The 14,456-nt window shown below is 68.6% G+C and carries 15 protein-coding genes and 1 pseudogene; 8 read left to right on the forward strand and 8 right to left on the reverse strand.

Annotated elements, in window-relative coordinates:
- Nucleotides 1–69: 69 nt before the first annotated feature.
- Nucleotides 70–561: a GNAT family N-acetyltransferase gene (locus tag BM085_RS21420; RefSeq protein WP_093888835.1), complete on the reverse strand. Its 492-nt coding sequence runs from the start codon at nt 559–561 to the stop codon at nt 70–72.
- Between the two features lie 226 nt (nt 562–787).
- Nucleotides 788–1,477, reverse strand: coding sequence for an NUDIX domain-containing protein (locus tag BM085_RS21425; protein WP_093888836.1), 690 nt, complete (start codon nt 1,475–1,477; stop codon nt 788–790).
- 139 nt (nt 1,478–1,616) lie between these two features.
- Here BM085_RS21425 and BM085_RS21430 point away from each other — a divergent pair, with 139 nt between their 5' ends.
- Nucleotides 1,617–1,934 carry a hypothetical protein gene (locus BM085_RS21430; protein WP_093888737.1) on the forward strand — a complete coding sequence of 106 codons (318 nt, stop codon included), beginning with the start codon at nt 1,617–1,619 and terminating at the stop codon, nt 1,932–1,934.
- Nucleotides 1,935–2,058: 124 nt separating this feature from the next.
- Here the strand turns inward: BM085_RS21430 and BM085_RS21435 are convergent, their stop codons facing one another.
- The 5 genes from BM085_RS21435 to BM085_RS21455 all read right to left on the reverse strand — a co-directional run bounded on the left by BM085_RS21435 (nt 2,059) and on the right by BM085_RS21455 (nt 7,047).
- On the reverse strand, nt 2,059–3,234 hold the full coding sequence (locus BM085_RS21435) for a PP2C family protein-serine/threonine phosphatase (RefSeq protein ID WP_093888738.1): 1,176 nt from the start codon (nt 3,232–3,234) through the stop codon (nt 2,059–2,061).
- A gap of 11 nt (nt 3,235–3,245) precedes the next feature.
- The gene (locus BM085_RS21440) at nt 3,246–4,037 is read right to left on the reverse strand and encodes an alpha/beta fold hydrolase (protein WP_093888739.1); all 792 of its coding nucleotides are present in this window, start codon (nt 4,035–4,037) and stop codon (nt 3,246–3,248) included.
- Between the two features lie 140 nt (nt 4,038–4,177).
- Entirely contained in the window at nt 4,178–4,579 is a 402-nt protein-coding gene (locus BM085_RS21445; protein WP_093888837.1) for an NUDIX hydrolase, read from the reverse strand.
- A 17-nt stretch (nt 4,580–4,596) separates the two neighbouring features.
- Nucleotides 4,597–5,997 carry a dihydrolipoyl dehydrogenase gene (gene lpdA / locus BM085_RS21450; protein ID WP_093888740.1) on the reverse strand — a complete coding sequence of 467 codons (1,401 nt, stop codon included), beginning with the start codon at nt 5,995–5,997 and terminating at the stop codon, nt 4,597–4,599.
- Nucleotides 5,998–6,528: 531 nt separating this feature from the next.
- Complete coding sequence (locus BM085_RS21455) at nt 6,529–7,047, reverse strand: MarR family transcriptional regulator (RefSeq protein WP_218158789.1); 519 nt, start codon at nt 7,045–7,047, stop codon at nt 6,529–6,531.
- A gap of 61 nt (nt 7,048–7,108) precedes the next feature.
- On the opposite strand from BM085_RS21455, the gene BM085_RS21460 reads away from it, so the two are divergent.
- From BM085_RS21460 to BM085_RS21470, 3 genes are all read left to right on the forward strand, one after another.
- A complete protein-coding gene (locus tag BM085_RS21460) occupies nt 7,109–7,975 on the forward strand; it encodes an alpha/beta fold hydrolase (protein WP_093888741.1) in 867 nt (288 codons plus the stop codon).
- Between the two features lie 185 nt (nt 7,976–8,160).
- Entirely contained in the window at nt 8,161–9,300 is a 1,140-nt protein-coding gene (locus BM085_RS21465; protein WP_177245198.1) for a sensor histidine kinase, read from the forward strand.
- Nucleotides 9,297–9,953: a response regulator gene (locus BM085_RS21470; protein WP_093888743.1), complete on the forward strand. Its 657-nt coding sequence runs from the start codon at nt 9,297–9,299 to the stop codon at nt 9,951–9,953. The genes BM085_RS21465 and BM085_RS21470 overlap by 4 nt, the downstream gene beginning before the upstream one ends.
- Here the strand turns inward: BM085_RS21470 and BM085_RS21475 are convergent.
- Nucleotides 9,926–10,693, reverse strand: a complete 768-nt coding sequence (locus BM085_RS21475) for a DUF2306 domain-containing protein (RefSeq protein ID WP_218158790.1) — start codon at nt 10,691–10,693, stop codon at nt 9,926–9,928. The two genes, BM085_RS21470 and BM085_RS21475, sit on opposite strands and share 28 nt — an antisense overlap.
- A 279-nt stretch (nt 10,694–10,972) precedes the next feature.
- On the opposite strand from BM085_RS21475, the gene BM085_RS21480 reads away from it, so the two are divergent.
- From BM085_RS21480 to BM085_RS21490, 4 genes and pseudogenes are all read left to right on the forward strand, one after another.
- The gene (locus tag BM085_RS21480) at nt 10,973–11,959 is read left to right on the forward strand and encodes an NAD(P)-dependent alcohol dehydrogenase (RefSeq protein WP_093888744.1); all 987 of its coding nucleotides are present in this window, start codon (nt 10,973–10,975) and stop codon (nt 11,957–11,959) included.
- An 11-nt stretch (nt 11,960–11,970) separates the two neighbouring features.
- Complete coding sequence (locus BM085_RS44565) at nt 11,971–12,126, forward strand: hypothetical protein (RefSeq protein ID WP_177245199.1); 156 nt, start codon at nt 11,971–11,973, stop codon at nt 12,124–12,126.
- 52 nt (nt 12,127–12,178) lie between these two features.
- The gene (locus BM085_RS21485; protein WP_143121007.1) at nt 12,179–12,772 is read left to right on the forward strand and encodes a hypothetical protein; all 594 of its coding nucleotides are present in this window, start codon (nt 12,179–12,181) and stop codon (nt 12,770–12,772) included.
- A gap of 320 nt (nt 12,773–13,092) precedes the next feature.
- Nucleotides 13,093–14,130, forward strand: a pseudogene (locus tag BM085_RS21490) (ATP-binding protein); the annotation flags it as partial.
- Nucleotides 14,131–14,456 lie beyond the last annotated feature (326 nt).

Below are 14,456 nucleotides of genomic sequence, written 5' to 3' on the forward strand. Positions count from 1 at the left end.
CCCGCCGCTCCACGCGGCCCCGGGCGCACAGGGAGGCCGTGTCTGCCCCTCTCCGGCCCGTACGGCGGGTCAGTCGGTGGCCAGGCGGGCGTGCCGTTCCACGTCGTATCGCACGCCTCCGTAGCTCAGCTTGGCCCGTTCGACCCCCTCGGTCAGGAACCCCGCTCTGGTCGCCACCGCGCAGGAGGCCGGATTGTTGAGCCGGTGCCCCAGCTCAAGCCGGAACAGCCCCCGCTCCCGGAACGCCCACTCCGCCAGCTTCCGGGCCGCGGCCACGGCCACCCCGCGCCCCCTGGCCTGCGGTGTCGTCCAGTAGGACACCCAGCCGTTGGCGTGCGCGTCGATGTTGCTCACCGCGACGTTCCCCACGACCTGACCGTCCAGCACCACGGCGAACGCCTGGGCGTCGTCCCGGAAGCCCCACGTCCCCATCCACTCCAGTGCCGCCTGAGGGGTGTCGATCGGCCGCGCCGCCTGCTGCGCCATGTCCGGCGAGCCGAACGCCCGGATCAGGACCGGCGCGTCGTCGGGCCGCCAGCCCCTCAGTTCCACCTCAATCATGCGGTGCAGGGTATTGCCCCGGCGGCAGGCGCGGGAAGGCGGATACCGCCGCCCGGAGACGCCCGCCTGCCGCAGATCTTGAGAGAGCGCTCCCACGAGGGCATCATCGCCCGCATGACCACTGTCCGGCCGTACGCCTCGGCATGGTCAGCGCCAACACCCCGGCCCGGACCTTCTACCACCGCCTCGGCTTCCACGAGATCCCGGTCGCCGACCCCCGGCCCCCTCACCTGTCTCGGCCGGCGAACGGACCGGACAGCGCCGCCCACTGCAGCAGCATGATGGTCTTCGCGTCGGCGATCTCCCCCGAGCCGATCATGGCGAGAGCCTTGGCGAAGGGCAGCTCCACCACCTCGATGTCCTCGCCGTCGTCGGCCAGCCCGCCCCCCTCGGAGGTCCGCCGGTCCGCGGTGTACGGCGCGGCGAAGAAGTGGAGGCGCTCGGTGACCGAGCCGGGGCTCATGTAGACGTCGAAGACGTGCCGGACCTCGCCGATCTCGTAGCCCGTCTCCTCGGCGGCCTCCCGCCGGATCGCGGTCTCCGGGTCGTCGTCGTCGAGCAGGCCGGCGGCGGTTTCGAGCAGCAGCCCGTCGGGGTGGCCGTTCACGTAGACCGGGTAACGGAACTGCCTGGTCAGCAGGACGGTCGCCCGCTCGGCGTCGTAGAGGAGCACCGTCGCGCCGTTGCCCCGGTCGTAGGTCTCGCGCTCCTGGGTGGACCAGCTCCCGTCCGTGCGCAGGTAGTCGAAGGTCGTCCTGCGCAGGACGTACCAGCTCGACGAGAGCAGCTCCACCTCCCGCACCCGGACCCGGGGGTTGCCGTCCAGGTCGTGCCCGGCCCGGTCGAGGCCGGTCCGGCCGCGCCGGTCGGGAACGTCGACTCCGGGCACCTCGTCCGGTCCGGCAGGTGTGTGCATGGCCATCAGTCTGCACCAGTGTGCGAGGAGGCGACGCCCGTCCTCGCAGGCGGCGGGGGCGGCCTCCGGTCCGGCCGGATACCCGCATCCGATCGGAGGTCCCAGATAGATCCAGGGATAGGTGGGCACTCAAGCACCTATGAGTGACGACGCGCAGGGCCACGACTTCCGCGGAAACAGCTTGGGGGACGGGTCTCCGGACCGTCCCAGGACGATGGGAGAGATCGCCGTGAACCTGGCCGTCAGTGAGGCGCTCGCCAACCACGGCCACCACGCGCTGGTCAACGCGCACGAGACCGCGGCCGACAACCACGAGATCATGGCCAGAGCGGGTGTAGGCGACGTGGACGAGCACCTCGACCTGGCGCGGTGGCATCGCTGGTGCGCGATCGTGGAGGACCAGCTCGCCGACGAGGCGGACCAGCGGACTCCGGCCAGACGCGACAGGAGTTCCTGAGGGGAGACGCGCGGCCGATCGCCGCCCTCCCCGCGCACGGACCGGGCCGCGGTGGAAGCGGAGGCCGCCCGGAACCCGCCGGACGGCCTCACTCATCCCGGAACCCGCCGGGGGCCGCACCCGCTCACTCCGGAATCTTGAGCACCACTATGGCGATGTCATCGCTGGGCATGCCGGACTGGAATGCCACCACCTCATCCATCAGGCGCCCGGCGATGCCCGCCGCGTCCGCGTCCCGCGCGGCGCTGAGCGCCCGCCCCATCCTCTCCTCCCCGAAGAACCCCGTCCGGCCCCGCCCCTCGACGACCCCGTCGGTGGAGAAGACGACGACGTCCCCCGGGGCGAGATCGACGGTGACGTCGTGAAGTTCCACGGACTCCAGGATGCCCAGCACGGTCCCGGGGTGGCCGATCATGCTGATGAGCCCCTCCTTGGAGAGGTGGACGGCGGGCGAGTGGCCGCCCAGGGACAGGGTGAGCCGGAACCGGTCCCGGGCGTCCCGCTGGACCTGCGCGTAGACGGCCGTCAGGAACCGGTCCGTCCGCTCCTTCAACAGCACCTCGTTGAGGTTGGCGAGGACCGCCGAGGGCCTGCTGTCCCGGAGGGGAGCGGCTCGGACGGCGTACCGGGCGAGGCTGGTGACGACGGCCGCCTGCACGCCTTTGCCGCACACGTCGCCGAGGGCGATGGCCCAGCCGTCCACGACCTCGTGCATGTCGTAGAAGTCACCGCCGACCTCGTCCCCCCGTCCGGCCGGCCGGTACATCCCGGCGACGTCCATTCCGGGAACGCGGGGCAGCGCCGGCGGGATGAAGCTCTCCTGCAGGGTCCGGGCGAGCTCGACCGCCCGCCTCTGGGACTCCTCCGCCCGCTGCCGCGCCTGCAGAAGCTCGCGTTCGTAGCCTCTGCGGTCGCTGGCGGCGACGACGCCGATCCAGATCTCCTCCGGCCGGGTGCGGGTCTGCTCCTTCATGACCGCGTTGAGCAGCACCGGGACCCTGCTCCCGTCCGCGCATCTCAGGTCGACCGCGATCTCCTTGACCCCGGCCTGCAACGCCAGCAGCGGGGCGAAATGCGTCTCGTAGAGGATGCGGTCGCCGACCGCCAGCAGGTCGTGGATCCGGGTCCGGCCGACCAGGTCCTGCCGGCGATATCCCGTCAGGGCGAGCATCGTACGGTTGACCCTGATGATCATGCCGTCGCCCCGCGTGGAGAGATAGCCGCACGGGGCGTCCTCGTACAGGTCTTCCAGGATCTCCAGGGTTTCGCCGGTCACCTGCGCGTCGTCACGGGCGGCCATGGGCCATTCGCCTACAGGAACGCCTTGATCGCGGCAATGGTCTCCTCGGGGGCGCTCAGGTTGGGACAGTGGCCGGTGGCCCGCATCAGCGTCAGCTCGCTGCCCGGGATCGCCCGGTGGACATAGTGCCCCACCTGCGGCGGAGCGAGCGCGTCGTGCGAGCACTGCAGGATCAGCGCGGGCACGGCGACCTTTCCGAGGTCGTCCCGGTTGTCGGACAGGAACGTCGTCCTGGCGAACTGCTTGGCGATCTCCGGGTCGGTACGGCAGAAGCTGTTGGTCAGCTCCTCCCCCAGCTCCGGACGGTCCGGATTGCCCATGACCACCGGCGCCATCTGGCTCGACCATCCCAGGTAGTTGCTGTCGAGCGAGTCGACGAGCTCCTCGATGTCGGCGCCGCTGAACCCGCCGACGTAGTCGCCGTCGTCGATGTAGCGGGGCGAGGGGGCGACCAGGATCAGCGTGCTCAGCCGGCGGGGCTCGCGGATGGCCGCGAGCACGCCGATCATCGCACTGACCGAATGCCCGACGAAGACGGCTCCGGTGAGGTCCAGCTCCTCGCAGACGTCGAGGACGTCCTGGGCGTAGCCGTCGAGCGAGGTGTAACGCTCGGCGGAGTAGGCGGACAACTCCGAACGTCCGGCTCCGACGTAGTCGAACAGGACGGTCTCGTACTCGTCCTCGAAGGCGGGTGCCACATATCGCCACATGCTCTGATCGCAGCCGAACCCGTGGGAGAAGATCATGGGTCTGCCGCCCCTCCGGCCGGAGACCTTGACGTTGTTACGGGCCACGATGTCCATTGGCCGACTTTAGCCATCACATGGACAAGGAAGAACAAATGCACCTATAAGAGTTGATATAACTTTTTTACATTATAAAATTATTTTAAAGTGGAATAACGCCACGGATCGAATACCGCTCCTCTCCCGGACGGCCCCGCTCAGGTCAACCGGCCCTCGGCCCGCAGGGCGTCGAAGATCAGCCGGACGACCGGCGACACGCGATGACGGTCACCGTAGGCGAGCCACACGACCTCCTCGACCTCACCGCCGGGCGCCAGTTCGCCCCGGTAGTCGGCCTCGTAACAGGACATCCGTACGGTCAGGCCCTCGCCGTGACCATGCGCCCGGGCCTCGAAGACCCCCGCGAAGCGACCGCTCTCCCTGACGATCGCCACGGACAGCTCCTCGCCGATCTCGCGGACGAGCGTGTCGAGATCCGTCTCCCCGGCCTCGCGCTTGCCGCCGGGGAGATAGCAGACGTCCTTGCCACGCGAGCGGGCACCCAGGATCCTGCCGCCCTCGATCCGGATCCACGCCACCTTGTCGATCGGATCCGCCATGACACCCACCTCCGGTCTCACATGTTGATCATGTGCCCGGCCAGGCCGTGAACCGCCTCCTTGACCGCCTCCCCGAGCGTGGGGTGGGCATGCACGTTACGCGCCACCTCGTGGACCGTCAGATCCCACTGCTGGGCCAGCGTCAGCTCGGGCAGCAGCTCGGTGACCTCCGGGCCGATCAGATGAGCGCCGATCAGCTCCCCGTGCTCGCCGTCGCTGAGGATCTTGACGAATCCGGTGACGTCGCCCAGGCCGTGGGCCTTGCCGTTGGCGGTGAAGGGGAACTTGGCCACCTTCACGTCGTAGCCGAGCTCACGGGCCTGCGCCTCGGTGAAGCCGAAGCTGGCGATCTGGGGCTGGCAGTACGTCGCCCGCGGGATCATCACGTAGTCCAGCTCCATCGTCTCCTCGTCGGCGATGGTCTCCGCCGCGATGATCCCCATGGACTCGGCGGCGTGGGCGAGCATCAGCTTGGCGGTCACGTCGCCGATGGCGAAGATGTGCGGCACGCTCGTACGGCCCCGGCCGTCGATGTCGATGGCGCCGCGCTCGGTCAGGGCGACCCCGGTGCGCTCCAGCCCGTAGCCCTCCACGCGGGGCTGGAAGCCGATCGCCTGCATCACCTTGTCGGCCTCGATGACCTGCTGCCGCCCCTCGCGCGAGACCGTCACCCGCACCTTCTCGCCGGAGTCGTCGATGGACTCCACCCGGGTCGAGGTCAGCACCTCGATGCCGAGCCGCTTGTAGCGCCGCGCGAGCTCCGCCGAGACCTCCTCGTCCTCCAGGGGGACGAGGCGGTCGAGGAACTCCACGATCGTCACCTTGACGCCGTAGTTGTGCAGCACGTAGGCGAACTCGACGCCGATCGCGCCCGCCCCCGCGATGACGATGCTCTCGGGGAGCTCGTCGCTCAGGATCTGCTCCTCGTAGGTCACGACCCGTTCCGTCACCGAGGTCCCCGGCAGCAGCTTCGTGGTCGCGCCCGTCGCGATGACGCAGTGGTCGAACGTCACCGTCTCCGCACCGCCGTCCCGGCCGGCCACCTGAAGCGTGTTGGCGTCGACGAAGGTGCCGCGGCCGTCGTATTCGGTGATTCCGTTCTTCTTCATCAGGTAGTGCACGCCCTTGACGCGCCCGTCGGCGACCTTGCGGCTGCGCTTGAAGGCCTCGCCGTAGTCGAAGGTGACCTGGCCCTCGACCCGGATGCCGTACGTCTTGGCCTCGTGGGTGAAGATGTGCGCCAGCTCCGCGTTGCGCAGCAGCGCCTTGGAGGGGATGCATCCCACGTTGAGGCAGACACCGCCCCAGTAACGCTCCTCGACGACCGCCACGCTGAGTCCCAGCTGGGCCGCTCGAACGGCGGCCACGTATCCGCCCGGACCCGCGCCGAGGACAACCACGTCATAGTGAGTGCTCATGCATCGGACGATATTGAATGGGGGATCGATCGCTTCACCGGGGGTGGCCGTCCGGCCGGCCGGCCCCGGAAACCGCGCCCACCGGCCCCGTACGGCGGCGCCGTCACCCGCCTCCCGCCCGTTTCCCAGCCGTCCCGTCGCTTGACACGACCGGGTCCCCGATCAGGTGGGCTGAGCGATCCTCACGGCTGAGGGCCCGGCGAAGGTCCCAGCAGAGCCCAGCTACAGTCGTCCCCACAGGCGATCTCAAGAATGTGGCCGGTCGATGAGAATTCCACCTGCATGAGACCTCTGCGACCACCTGTCACTGCCTGGTCCCCCCACGGATGGGCTGCTCCGGAATACGTAGGGCACGTCGTTGTCCGCGTAATGCATTCCGATCCGGCCGGGAGCCCGAAGCCCGCGCGTTACGCGGCGATCCCTCACGGGAATTACCACCCGACTCTATCAACAGCTCTTTATTTACGATAATAGGTTTTCGGTCCGGGCGGGACCGCCACCCCGATCTCCGAGGCGGCCCGGGAGGGAACGTCACAGGTGTTGTTCCCGGCCGGCCCGTTCCCGGGTGACAGCCTCGTGCACACCGGCGAGGAAGCGCTCGATGGTTGCCTGGTCCGCGGCGTCGAACCGTCCCATGACGGCGACGACCTCGTGGATGAGCGGGCCGAAGAAGCTCCATCCGAGCGCGACGGCGCCCTCGTCCACTCTCAGCAGCACACGGCGGCGGTCTCGGGTGTCGCGTTCCCGGCGCACATGACCGAGCCTCTCCAGACGGTCGATCACCGCCGTGGTGCCCGCGGAGTTGAGACCGAGGTGCGCCCCCAGCGTTCCCGGAGTGGCGGACGTGCCCGTGCGGGCGGCGTCCAGGAGGCAGATGAGCGCACGCACATCGGTCGGGTGGAGGGCGTGCCGGGCGGCGAACCTCTCCCCGATCCGGTCGAGTTCCACGGTGACGGCACGCAGCAGGTGCACCACTCGCATCCCGGCGTCCTGTTCCTGCACCTCGCCTGTCTCCTGCACCTCGCCTGTCTCCTTCCGCACCGCTGTCATATCATGACAATATCTCGCTCAGCGAGATTCTTGTTGAACAAGCCATTTGCCGAGGTGAGGCATGCCCGATGACGACCGCAGCGCGAACGCGGCCTTCCTTGACGCCTATGACGCGGTCCTGGACCGTTGGCCGGTCCAGGTCGAGCAGATCGACCTGCCGTCGGCGTACGGCACGACGCGCGTGAACGCGTGCGGGCCCGCGGACGGCTCGCCGCTGATCCTGTTGCATGGCGGTGGCACGACCTCGGCGATGTGGTTCGCCAACGTCGCCGAGTTCGCGCGCCGGCATCGGGTGTACGCCGTGGACCGCATCGGCGAGCCGGGACGGAGCACCCGGGGCGAACGCCCCCCTCGCGACGTCCCCGACCTGCTCGACTGGCTGGACGGCGTGCTCGACGGGCTCGGGATCGACAGCGCCGCCGTGTGCGGGCACTCCTACGGCGGATGGATCGCCCTGACGTACGGCCTCCACGCGCCCCAGCGGGTCCGGCGGCTCGTCCTTCTCGATCCGACGCAGTGTTTCGGAGGATTCCGGGCCGGATATCTGGCACGCGCGCTGCCGTACCTCATCCGGCCGACGGCCTCCCGCGCGCAGACCCTCCTGACGTGGGAGACCGGCGGTGCGGAAGCCGACCCCGCCTGGCTGCGGCTGTACGGTCTGGCCGCGGAGTTCCCGGACGTGAAAGTCGTAACCGGGAAGCGGCCCGAGCCGGGGCTGCTGCGCACACTCACGACGCCGACTCTGGTGCTCCTCGCCGGACGCAGCAGGGCCCACGCCCCTCACCGCATCGCATCCGCCGTCGCGCGCCTTCTCCCCCACGCGGAGACCGCGGTGCTGCCGGGTCTCTCCCACCACGCGATGCCCTGGCACGGAGCCGCCGACCTCAACACCCGCGTCATCGATTTCCTCGACAGGACGGCGACGTGAGAAACCTCGGCAGGGACGTGCGAAACAAGGAAAACCCCCGAACAGCCTTGAGGCCGTAGGTCCCCCCGCGTCCGCGTCACCTTTTACGGAGGCGTCACTTTTTACGGAGGCGTCACCTTTTGCGGAGGGTGCGTCCCCGTGCGCTGGGCTGCCCCGATCAGCACGCGCTCTCGTACCATATTCACGTGCCCCCCTTTCTTCGCTACGTGTGGGACGAGCCCAGTCCCCCCGACCCGCCACCGCGGGTATGGCGGGACTGGGTGCTCGTGGGAGTGCTCGTGCCGGTCGCGGTGCTCGAAGGGCTTCTGCGGCCGGACCTTCCGTGGCGGGCCGTCTCGGTGATCCTCACTGTCGGCCTGGTGCCCACGTTGTTGTGGCGCCGGACCAGGCCGCTGCCGATGGTCGCGATCACCTTCGCCATCACGAGCCTGGCCCCGCTGCTGACGGACGGCGACTCCGCAGAGACGTACACGATGACGTACCTGCTGATCCTGGTGTACTCGTTGTTCCGGTGGGGATCGGGACGCGAGGTCACGCTCGGGTCGACGATCATGCTCGTCGCGGTCTCCCTCTCGCTGGTCTTCGGCCGCATCACCCCCGGCGACGTGGTCGGCGCGTTCGCCGTCATGTTCGCGGCCATGGCCCTGGGCGGGGCGCTCCGGTACCGGGCCGGGGCGAGGACGCGCGAGTTCGACCAGATCAAGCTGCTCGAACGCGAACAGCTTGCCCGCGACCTGCACGACACCATCGCCCATCACGTCTCGGCGATGGCGATCCGCGCCCAGGCGGGCCTCGCCACGTCGGAGTCGCGACCGAACGCCGCCACCGACGCGCTCCGCGTGATCGAGGCCGAGGCGGCACGCGCCCTCGACGAGATGCGGGCCATGGTCCGTATCCTGCGCCGGGACCAGCCCGCGGACCTGGCGCCCGGCCGACGCGTCACCGATCTCGAACAGCTCGCGAGCCGAGACCCCTCCGGCCCCGCTGTCGACGTGGAGATCTCCGGTGACGTCGACGACCTCCCCCCGTCGGTCGAGGCCGCGATCTACCGCCTCGCCCAGGAGTCGATCACCAACGCCCAGCGACACGCCCGTCACGCCACCCGCATCGAGGTCCACGTCACCGCCGACGACACATCGGTGCGCCTGCGCGTGAGCGACGACGGCGACAGCGGCCCCATACGCCCGGCCGCGCCGCCGGGGTACGGTCTCATCGGCATGATCGAACGCGCCGACCTGCTCGGCGGCACCTGCGAAGCAGGCCCCAACCCCGACCGGGGCTGGACCGTGACCGCCGTACTGCCCCGAAGCGGGGCGGCGACATGAGCATCCGAGTGATCGTCGCCGACGACCAGGAGATCGCCCGGACCGGGCTCGTGATGATCCTCGACGCCCAACCGGACATCGAGGTCATCGGCGAGGCCGCCGACGGACGGCGAGCCGTCGAGCTCGCGCGGCGCCTGCGCCCCGACGTGTGCCTGTTCGACATTCGCATGCCCGGCCTTGACGGCATCGAGGCCACCCGCTTCCTCGCCGGACCGAACGTCGCCGATCCGCTCGCCGTGGTCGTCATCACCACTTTCGACCTCGACGACTACGTCTACGCCGCCCTGCGAGCCGGCGCCCGGGGCTTTCTGCTCAAGAACGCCGGCGCCGCCATGCTCTCCCAGGCCATCCACGCCGCCGCCAACGGCGACGCGCTCATCGCCCCGAGCGTCACCGCACGGCTGCTCAGCGCCTTCGCCAACGCCGGGCCCAGCTCACCGCCGGTGCACCCCATCGAGACACTCACGGACCGGGAAGAACAGATCCTGGCCACCGTGGCACGCGGCCGGACCAACAACGAGATCGCCGATGAGCTTCACATCTCTCTCAGCACCGTCAAGTCCCACCTCGCCAGCCTGATGGCCAAGCTCGGCGCCCGCAACCGCGTCGAGATCGCCATGTGGGCCTATGAGACCAACCGCGTCAAGAACTGAGCCGGGTGCGAGGCCGGCCGGGCCGATCGCCTACGGATGATCCATTCGGCCACGGCGAGGTTGATCACCCAGCCCGCGGCCACGAGCAGCGCTCTGGGGAACTCTCCGGGTGGGCCGAAGATCAGGAACCAGAACAGGTGGGTCAGCGCCTGCGTGCCCGCCCCCAGGCCGATCGCGTAACCGCGGATCATCCAGGCGCGGTGCCGGGCGACGTTCCGCCGCCGGATCGCGGCGAACCCGAGCACGATGCACAGGACCATGGCCGAGCCGAACAGGAGCCGGAAGCCGGCGAGGAGATCACCGTCACCGACCGGACGAGGATAGAGCAGGGTCATCCACAGACCCGAAAGCGCTGCGACGAGTCCGCACGGGACCAGGACCCGCCCGGCGACGCGGTGCCAGCCGGGCCTCCGGCGGCGGAACCCGGGGGCGAACTGAAAGGCCCCCAGCACGCCGTACAGGGTGGCGCCGAGGATGTGCAGCACCACGGGCAGGGGCACCGCGAAGAAGCGGGCGTTCTCCGGCGTGATCTCCGCGCCGCTCGTCAGCTCGGTCAGGCGGGCGGCACCGGCGATCACGGGGACGGCGCCGAGCACGATCAGCGCGGCGGGCACGAGCCAATCCGCCCTGGTGGAGGTGGCTGCGGCGGAGGTTCCCGCCGTGTTCCGGCCGTCCGCCGGCCGGCCGCTCCGCGGCGACTGCGGAGACCGGGGACGTCCTGTCAGGTTCTCATCGGTCATGACCCGATCGTGGCGGCTGAGACGGCGGCGGCTCATCGGCAGAACGGCCTGATCTGAGCCGACCGATCATCCGGCAATCAGGCGTACTTTCGGCTGATGAGTCCTTTGCACAGGCAATCTACGCTGAGTTTCGTGGCTCGGGACACACGTGCCGCCATCCGGCCGGCGATACCTCCGCCCCATCGACACGGGCCACGACATCGATCTGTGAGTGTGACGGCCCCCGGCAGAACCCGCGGCACGGCTGCACCCGTACCCGCGGTGGACGAGGAGAATGTGATGAAGGCGTTCGTCCTGCGCTCGTACGGCTCACCCGACGTGTTGGAGCTCACCGACATCGACAAGCCCGTGCCCGGCGACGACGAGGTGCTGGTCCGGGTACGCGCCACCTCCGTCCAGCCCTATGACTGGCACCTCATGAGAGGGGAGCCGCGCATCGCGCGTCTGATGGGAGGCGGCCCCGGACTGCGCAAGCCGAAGATCAACATCTTGGGCGCCGACATCGCGGGGCAGGTCGAGGCGGTCGGCAAGGACGTGACCGAGTTCCGCCCCGGCGACGAGGTGTTCGCGATGCCCAAACAGGGCGGCTTCGCCAAGTACGCCTGCGTCCGGGAGAGCGAGCTGGCGCCCAAACCGAAGAACCTGTCGTTCGAGCAGGCGGCGGCGGTGCCGATGGCGGCCGGCACAGCCCTGCTGGGCCTGCGCGACGGCGGACGGATTCAGCCGGGACAGCGAGTTCTCATCAACGGGGCGTCGGGAGGCGTGGGCACGTTCGCCGTGCAGATCGCCAAGGCGTTCGGCGCGGAGGTCACCGGCGTCTGCAGCACCCGGAATGCCGACCTGGTCCGATCGCTCGGCGCGGATGAGGTCATCGACTACACCAAAGAGGATTTCACTCGGCACGGACAGCGCTACGACGTGCTGCTGGACATCGCGGGAAGCCGCCCGGGATCGGCGTGCCGGCGGGTGATGACGCCCAAGGGGATCTACGTCGCCGTCGGCGGGCCGGGCAGCCGGTGGCTGCAACCCGTCGGTCACGTGTTCTCGGCCCTCGCGATGTCGCCGTTCGTGTCCCAGAGCGTGGTCGTCGCGGACGTGGTCCGATGCGTGAAGAACAGACAGAACCTGAGGACGCTGACCGATTTCATCGAGGACGGCAGGGTCACCCCGGTCATCGACCGCTGTTATCCGTTCGAGGAGATCCCGGCCGCCATCGGATACGTGGAAGAAGGGCACGTCCCGGGGAAGGTCGTCATCGCGGTCTGAGCCGCCGCCCCATGCTTCCGACCGCGATCCTCGCCCCGGCCCGCCAGCCGCGCCGGACGTTCACCGCGGTCGCCCCGGACGCGCTGTGGGCCGGCGACGTCACGATGATCACCACCGAGAAGGCGTTCAGGCGGTTCACCCCCGGCCTGCTTGAGCCGATCTGGTGAGAGGACCGAGAACCGATCCGTTCCCGCCGGCATCTAACCCTTCATGATCAGTGTGGCACTCTCCTTGTTGCTGGCCCTGTCCCCGGCGACCGCGACCGAGATTCCGAAGAACTTCCTGCTCACCGAACGCGACGCGCGCAGGACCCTGACCCCTGAGCAGGCAGCCGAACAGGGCTATCAGCTCAGCGACAAGCTCACCGGTCCGCTGGAGCTGAACCCGTGCGGGCACCGGCGCGCCGTCGATCGCAACCGGGTAGCAGCCCGCACGATCACGCTCTGGACCAGCGGCCCCAGCAACTCCTCCGAACAACTCGTCATCTACAAGAGCCCTCGTGCCGCCCATTCCGCGCTCATCCGGCTGCGCGCCGAGGTCAAGCGGTGCGCGCGCAAGGGCGACCCATCGGCGCCCGAACTCAAGATCCAGTGGCGGACGAGCAAGGCCAAGGCGGGAGACGAGGCCATAGGCATGGGTTATCAGACCTGGCAGGACGGCAGCTTGAACCAGACGATCACCGGTATCGTCGCGCGCAGGGGCAGCGCACTGATGATCTACACGACCGACGAGGGATTCTACGGGCCCGGCCAGTTGACCAAGGACGCCAGGAAGATGGCCGCCAAGGTCTGTAAGTTGCCCGGCGTTTGCTAGAGAGTGCCTGACAAGTCGAGTTGGCGCAGCCGGCGCATCAGATGATCACACCTGCCCGGACGCCAGACCGACCGGACAGGTGACGCCCGGCCCGCCGAGACCGCTGTGGCCATGGGGAATTCTTCGACGCTTACCCTGGACGGGCGAGCTCCTGCAAGATCGGCAGATCTGCCAGAACAGAGTCGGCTAATCCGCCACGAAGGGCGCGGCAAACCTGCCATAGATAGTTCGGCAAATCTGCCAAACAGCGACTCGATGACGACTATCCTCACCCCGTGGACATCGACGAACTGACACTCTTCCCTCGTCGTGCGGAATCCATGGCGAGGGAAGCGCTTACGGACACCCGGGTAGTAGTGATCAATGGTGCCCGACAGGTCGGCAAGAGCACGCTGGCCCAGGCGATCGCGCAAAAAACAGCAGGAGCCGGCGAGATCTATCTGGATCAGGCGGCCGTGCGTGCCGCAGCACGGCAGGATCCGGACGGGATCGTGCATCACGACGGACTCCTCCTCATCGATGAAATCCAGCGAGTACCGGACCTGTTGCTTTCCATCAAGCGTGAAGTCGACGCCGATCCGCGGCCAGGACGCTTCCTACTGACGGGGTCCGCCCGGCTCCTAGGTCTCCGAGACCTTCCGGACGCGCTTCCGGGCAGGTCCGAGACGATCGAACTCTGGCCTCTCTCTCAAGGCGAGATCGAGCGGAGCGCCGACGGATTCGTGGACGCGGCATTTCGGCGGGGCTCTGATCTCAAGGTTCCGAGACCCGGGCTCCGTCGAGCCGACTATCTGGATCGCGCACTACGGGGCGGCTATCCGGAGGCCGTCCACCGCCCCTCGCATCGGAGAAGAGCGCGCTTCTTCGAGTCCTACATCTCCGATTTGATCAATCGGGATGTGAAACAGGTGTCCGACATTGAGCGCCCCGCCGACATGCGCCGTCTGCTCAACATCCTCTGCGGACGGATGGGCGGCCTGGCCGTGATCGACAACATCAGCCGCGACCTCGGACTACCCCGTAACACAGTGAAGCGATACGTCGACCTGCTCGACCTGGTGTACGTCATCAGACGGATTCCAGCCTGGTCCTCCAACGCGACCACACGCGCCATCGCGACGCCCAAGCTCCTGGTGGTCGACTCCGGACTTGGGGCACACCTCGCCGGCCTCACCCCATCCCGGGTCACCGATATAACCGCACCCGTGGGTCCCCTGATAGAGAACTTCGCCCTCGGCGAGCTGGCCCGCCAGCTGACGTGGGCGGAAGAGCCTGTGCGGCTCTACCACTACCGAGACCGAGACGGAGTCGAAGTCGACGGCATTCTGGAACGAGCCTCCGGCGAAGTCGTCGGCATCGAAGTAAAAGCGGCGGAAACCGTACGCGCCGATGACTTCAGAGGGCTGCAGCACTTGGCCCGCAAACTCGGCGACCGGCTCATCGCCGGATACGTCCTCTACGCGGGGCAGGAAACGCTCCCTTTCGGAGAGCGAATGCGTGCTCTTCCGCTGTCCGCCCTGTGGGAGGCGTCTCCAGCCACCGGATAGGCCAAGCTCACCGCTTCCGCCCCATAAAAGGCCTCCGGGGCGTCGAGACGGAGGTTTCAACACCATCGAACTACTTCTCAGTCACGGCCAAGCCCGTCTGGCAGGCGCTCCACCGGACGGGTCACCTAGCTTGACGT

Source organism: Streptosporangium canum (genome assembly GCF_900113865.1).
Taxonomy (GTDB): Bacteria; Actinomycetota; Actinomycetes; order Streptosporangiales; family Streptosporangiaceae; genus Streptosporangium; species Streptosporangium canum.

Excerpts from the sequence above, each read along its gene's own strand:
- BM085_RS21480 (WP_093888744.1), top strand. The coding sequence starts at position 10,973 with ATGAAGGCGTTCGTCCTGCGCTCGTACGGCTCACCCGACGTGTTGGAG.
- BM085_RS21470 (WP_093888743.1), top strand. The coding sequence starts at position 9,297 with ATGAGCATCCGAGTGATCGTCGCCGACGACCAGGAGATCGCCCGGACC.
- BM085_RS21420 (WP_093888835.1), bottom strand. The coding sequence starts at position 561 with ATGATTGAGGTGGAACTGAGGGGCTGGCGGCCCGACGACGCGCCGGTC.
- BM085_RS21430 (WP_093888737.1), top strand. The coding sequence starts at position 1,617 with ATGAGTGACGACGCGCAGGGCCACGACTTCCGCGGAAACAGCTTGGGG.
- BM085_RS21460 (WP_093888741.1), top strand. The coding sequence starts at position 7,109 with ATGCCCGATGACGACCGCAGCGCGAACGCGGCCTTCCTTGACGCCTAT.
- BM085_RS21475 (WP_218158790.1), bottom strand. The coding sequence starts at position 10,693 with ATGACCGATGAGAACCTGACAGGACGTCCCCGGTCTCCGCAGTCGCCG.
- BM085_RS21455 (WP_218158789.1), bottom strand. The coding sequence starts at position 7,047 with ATGACAGCGGTGCGGAAGGAGACAGGCGAGGTGCAGGAGACAGGCGAG.
- BM085_RS21425 (WP_093888836.1), bottom strand. The coding sequence starts at position 1,477 with ATGCACACACCTGCCGGACCGGACGAGGTGCCCGGAGTCGACGTTCCC.
- BM085_RS21440 (WP_093888739.1), bottom strand. The coding sequence starts at position 4,037 with ATGGACATCGTGGCCCGTAACAACGTCAAGGTCTCCGGCCGGAGGGGC.
- BM085_RS21435 (WP_093888738.1), bottom strand. The coding sequence starts at position 3,234 with ATGGCCGCCCGTGACGACGCGCAGGTGACCGGCGAAACCCTGGAGATC.
- BM085_RS21445 (WP_093888837.1), bottom strand. The coding sequence starts at position 4,579 with ATGGCGGATCCGATCGACAAGGTGGCGTGGATCCGGATCGAGGGCGGC.
- BM085_RS44565 (WP_177245199.1), top strand. The coding sequence starts at position 11,971 with ATGCTTCCGACCGCGATCCTCGCCCCGGCCCGCCAGCCGCGCCGGACG.
- lpdA (WP_093888740.1), bottom strand. The coding sequence starts at position 5,997 with ATGAGCACTCACTATGACGTGGTTGTCCTCGGCGCGGGTCCGGGCGGA.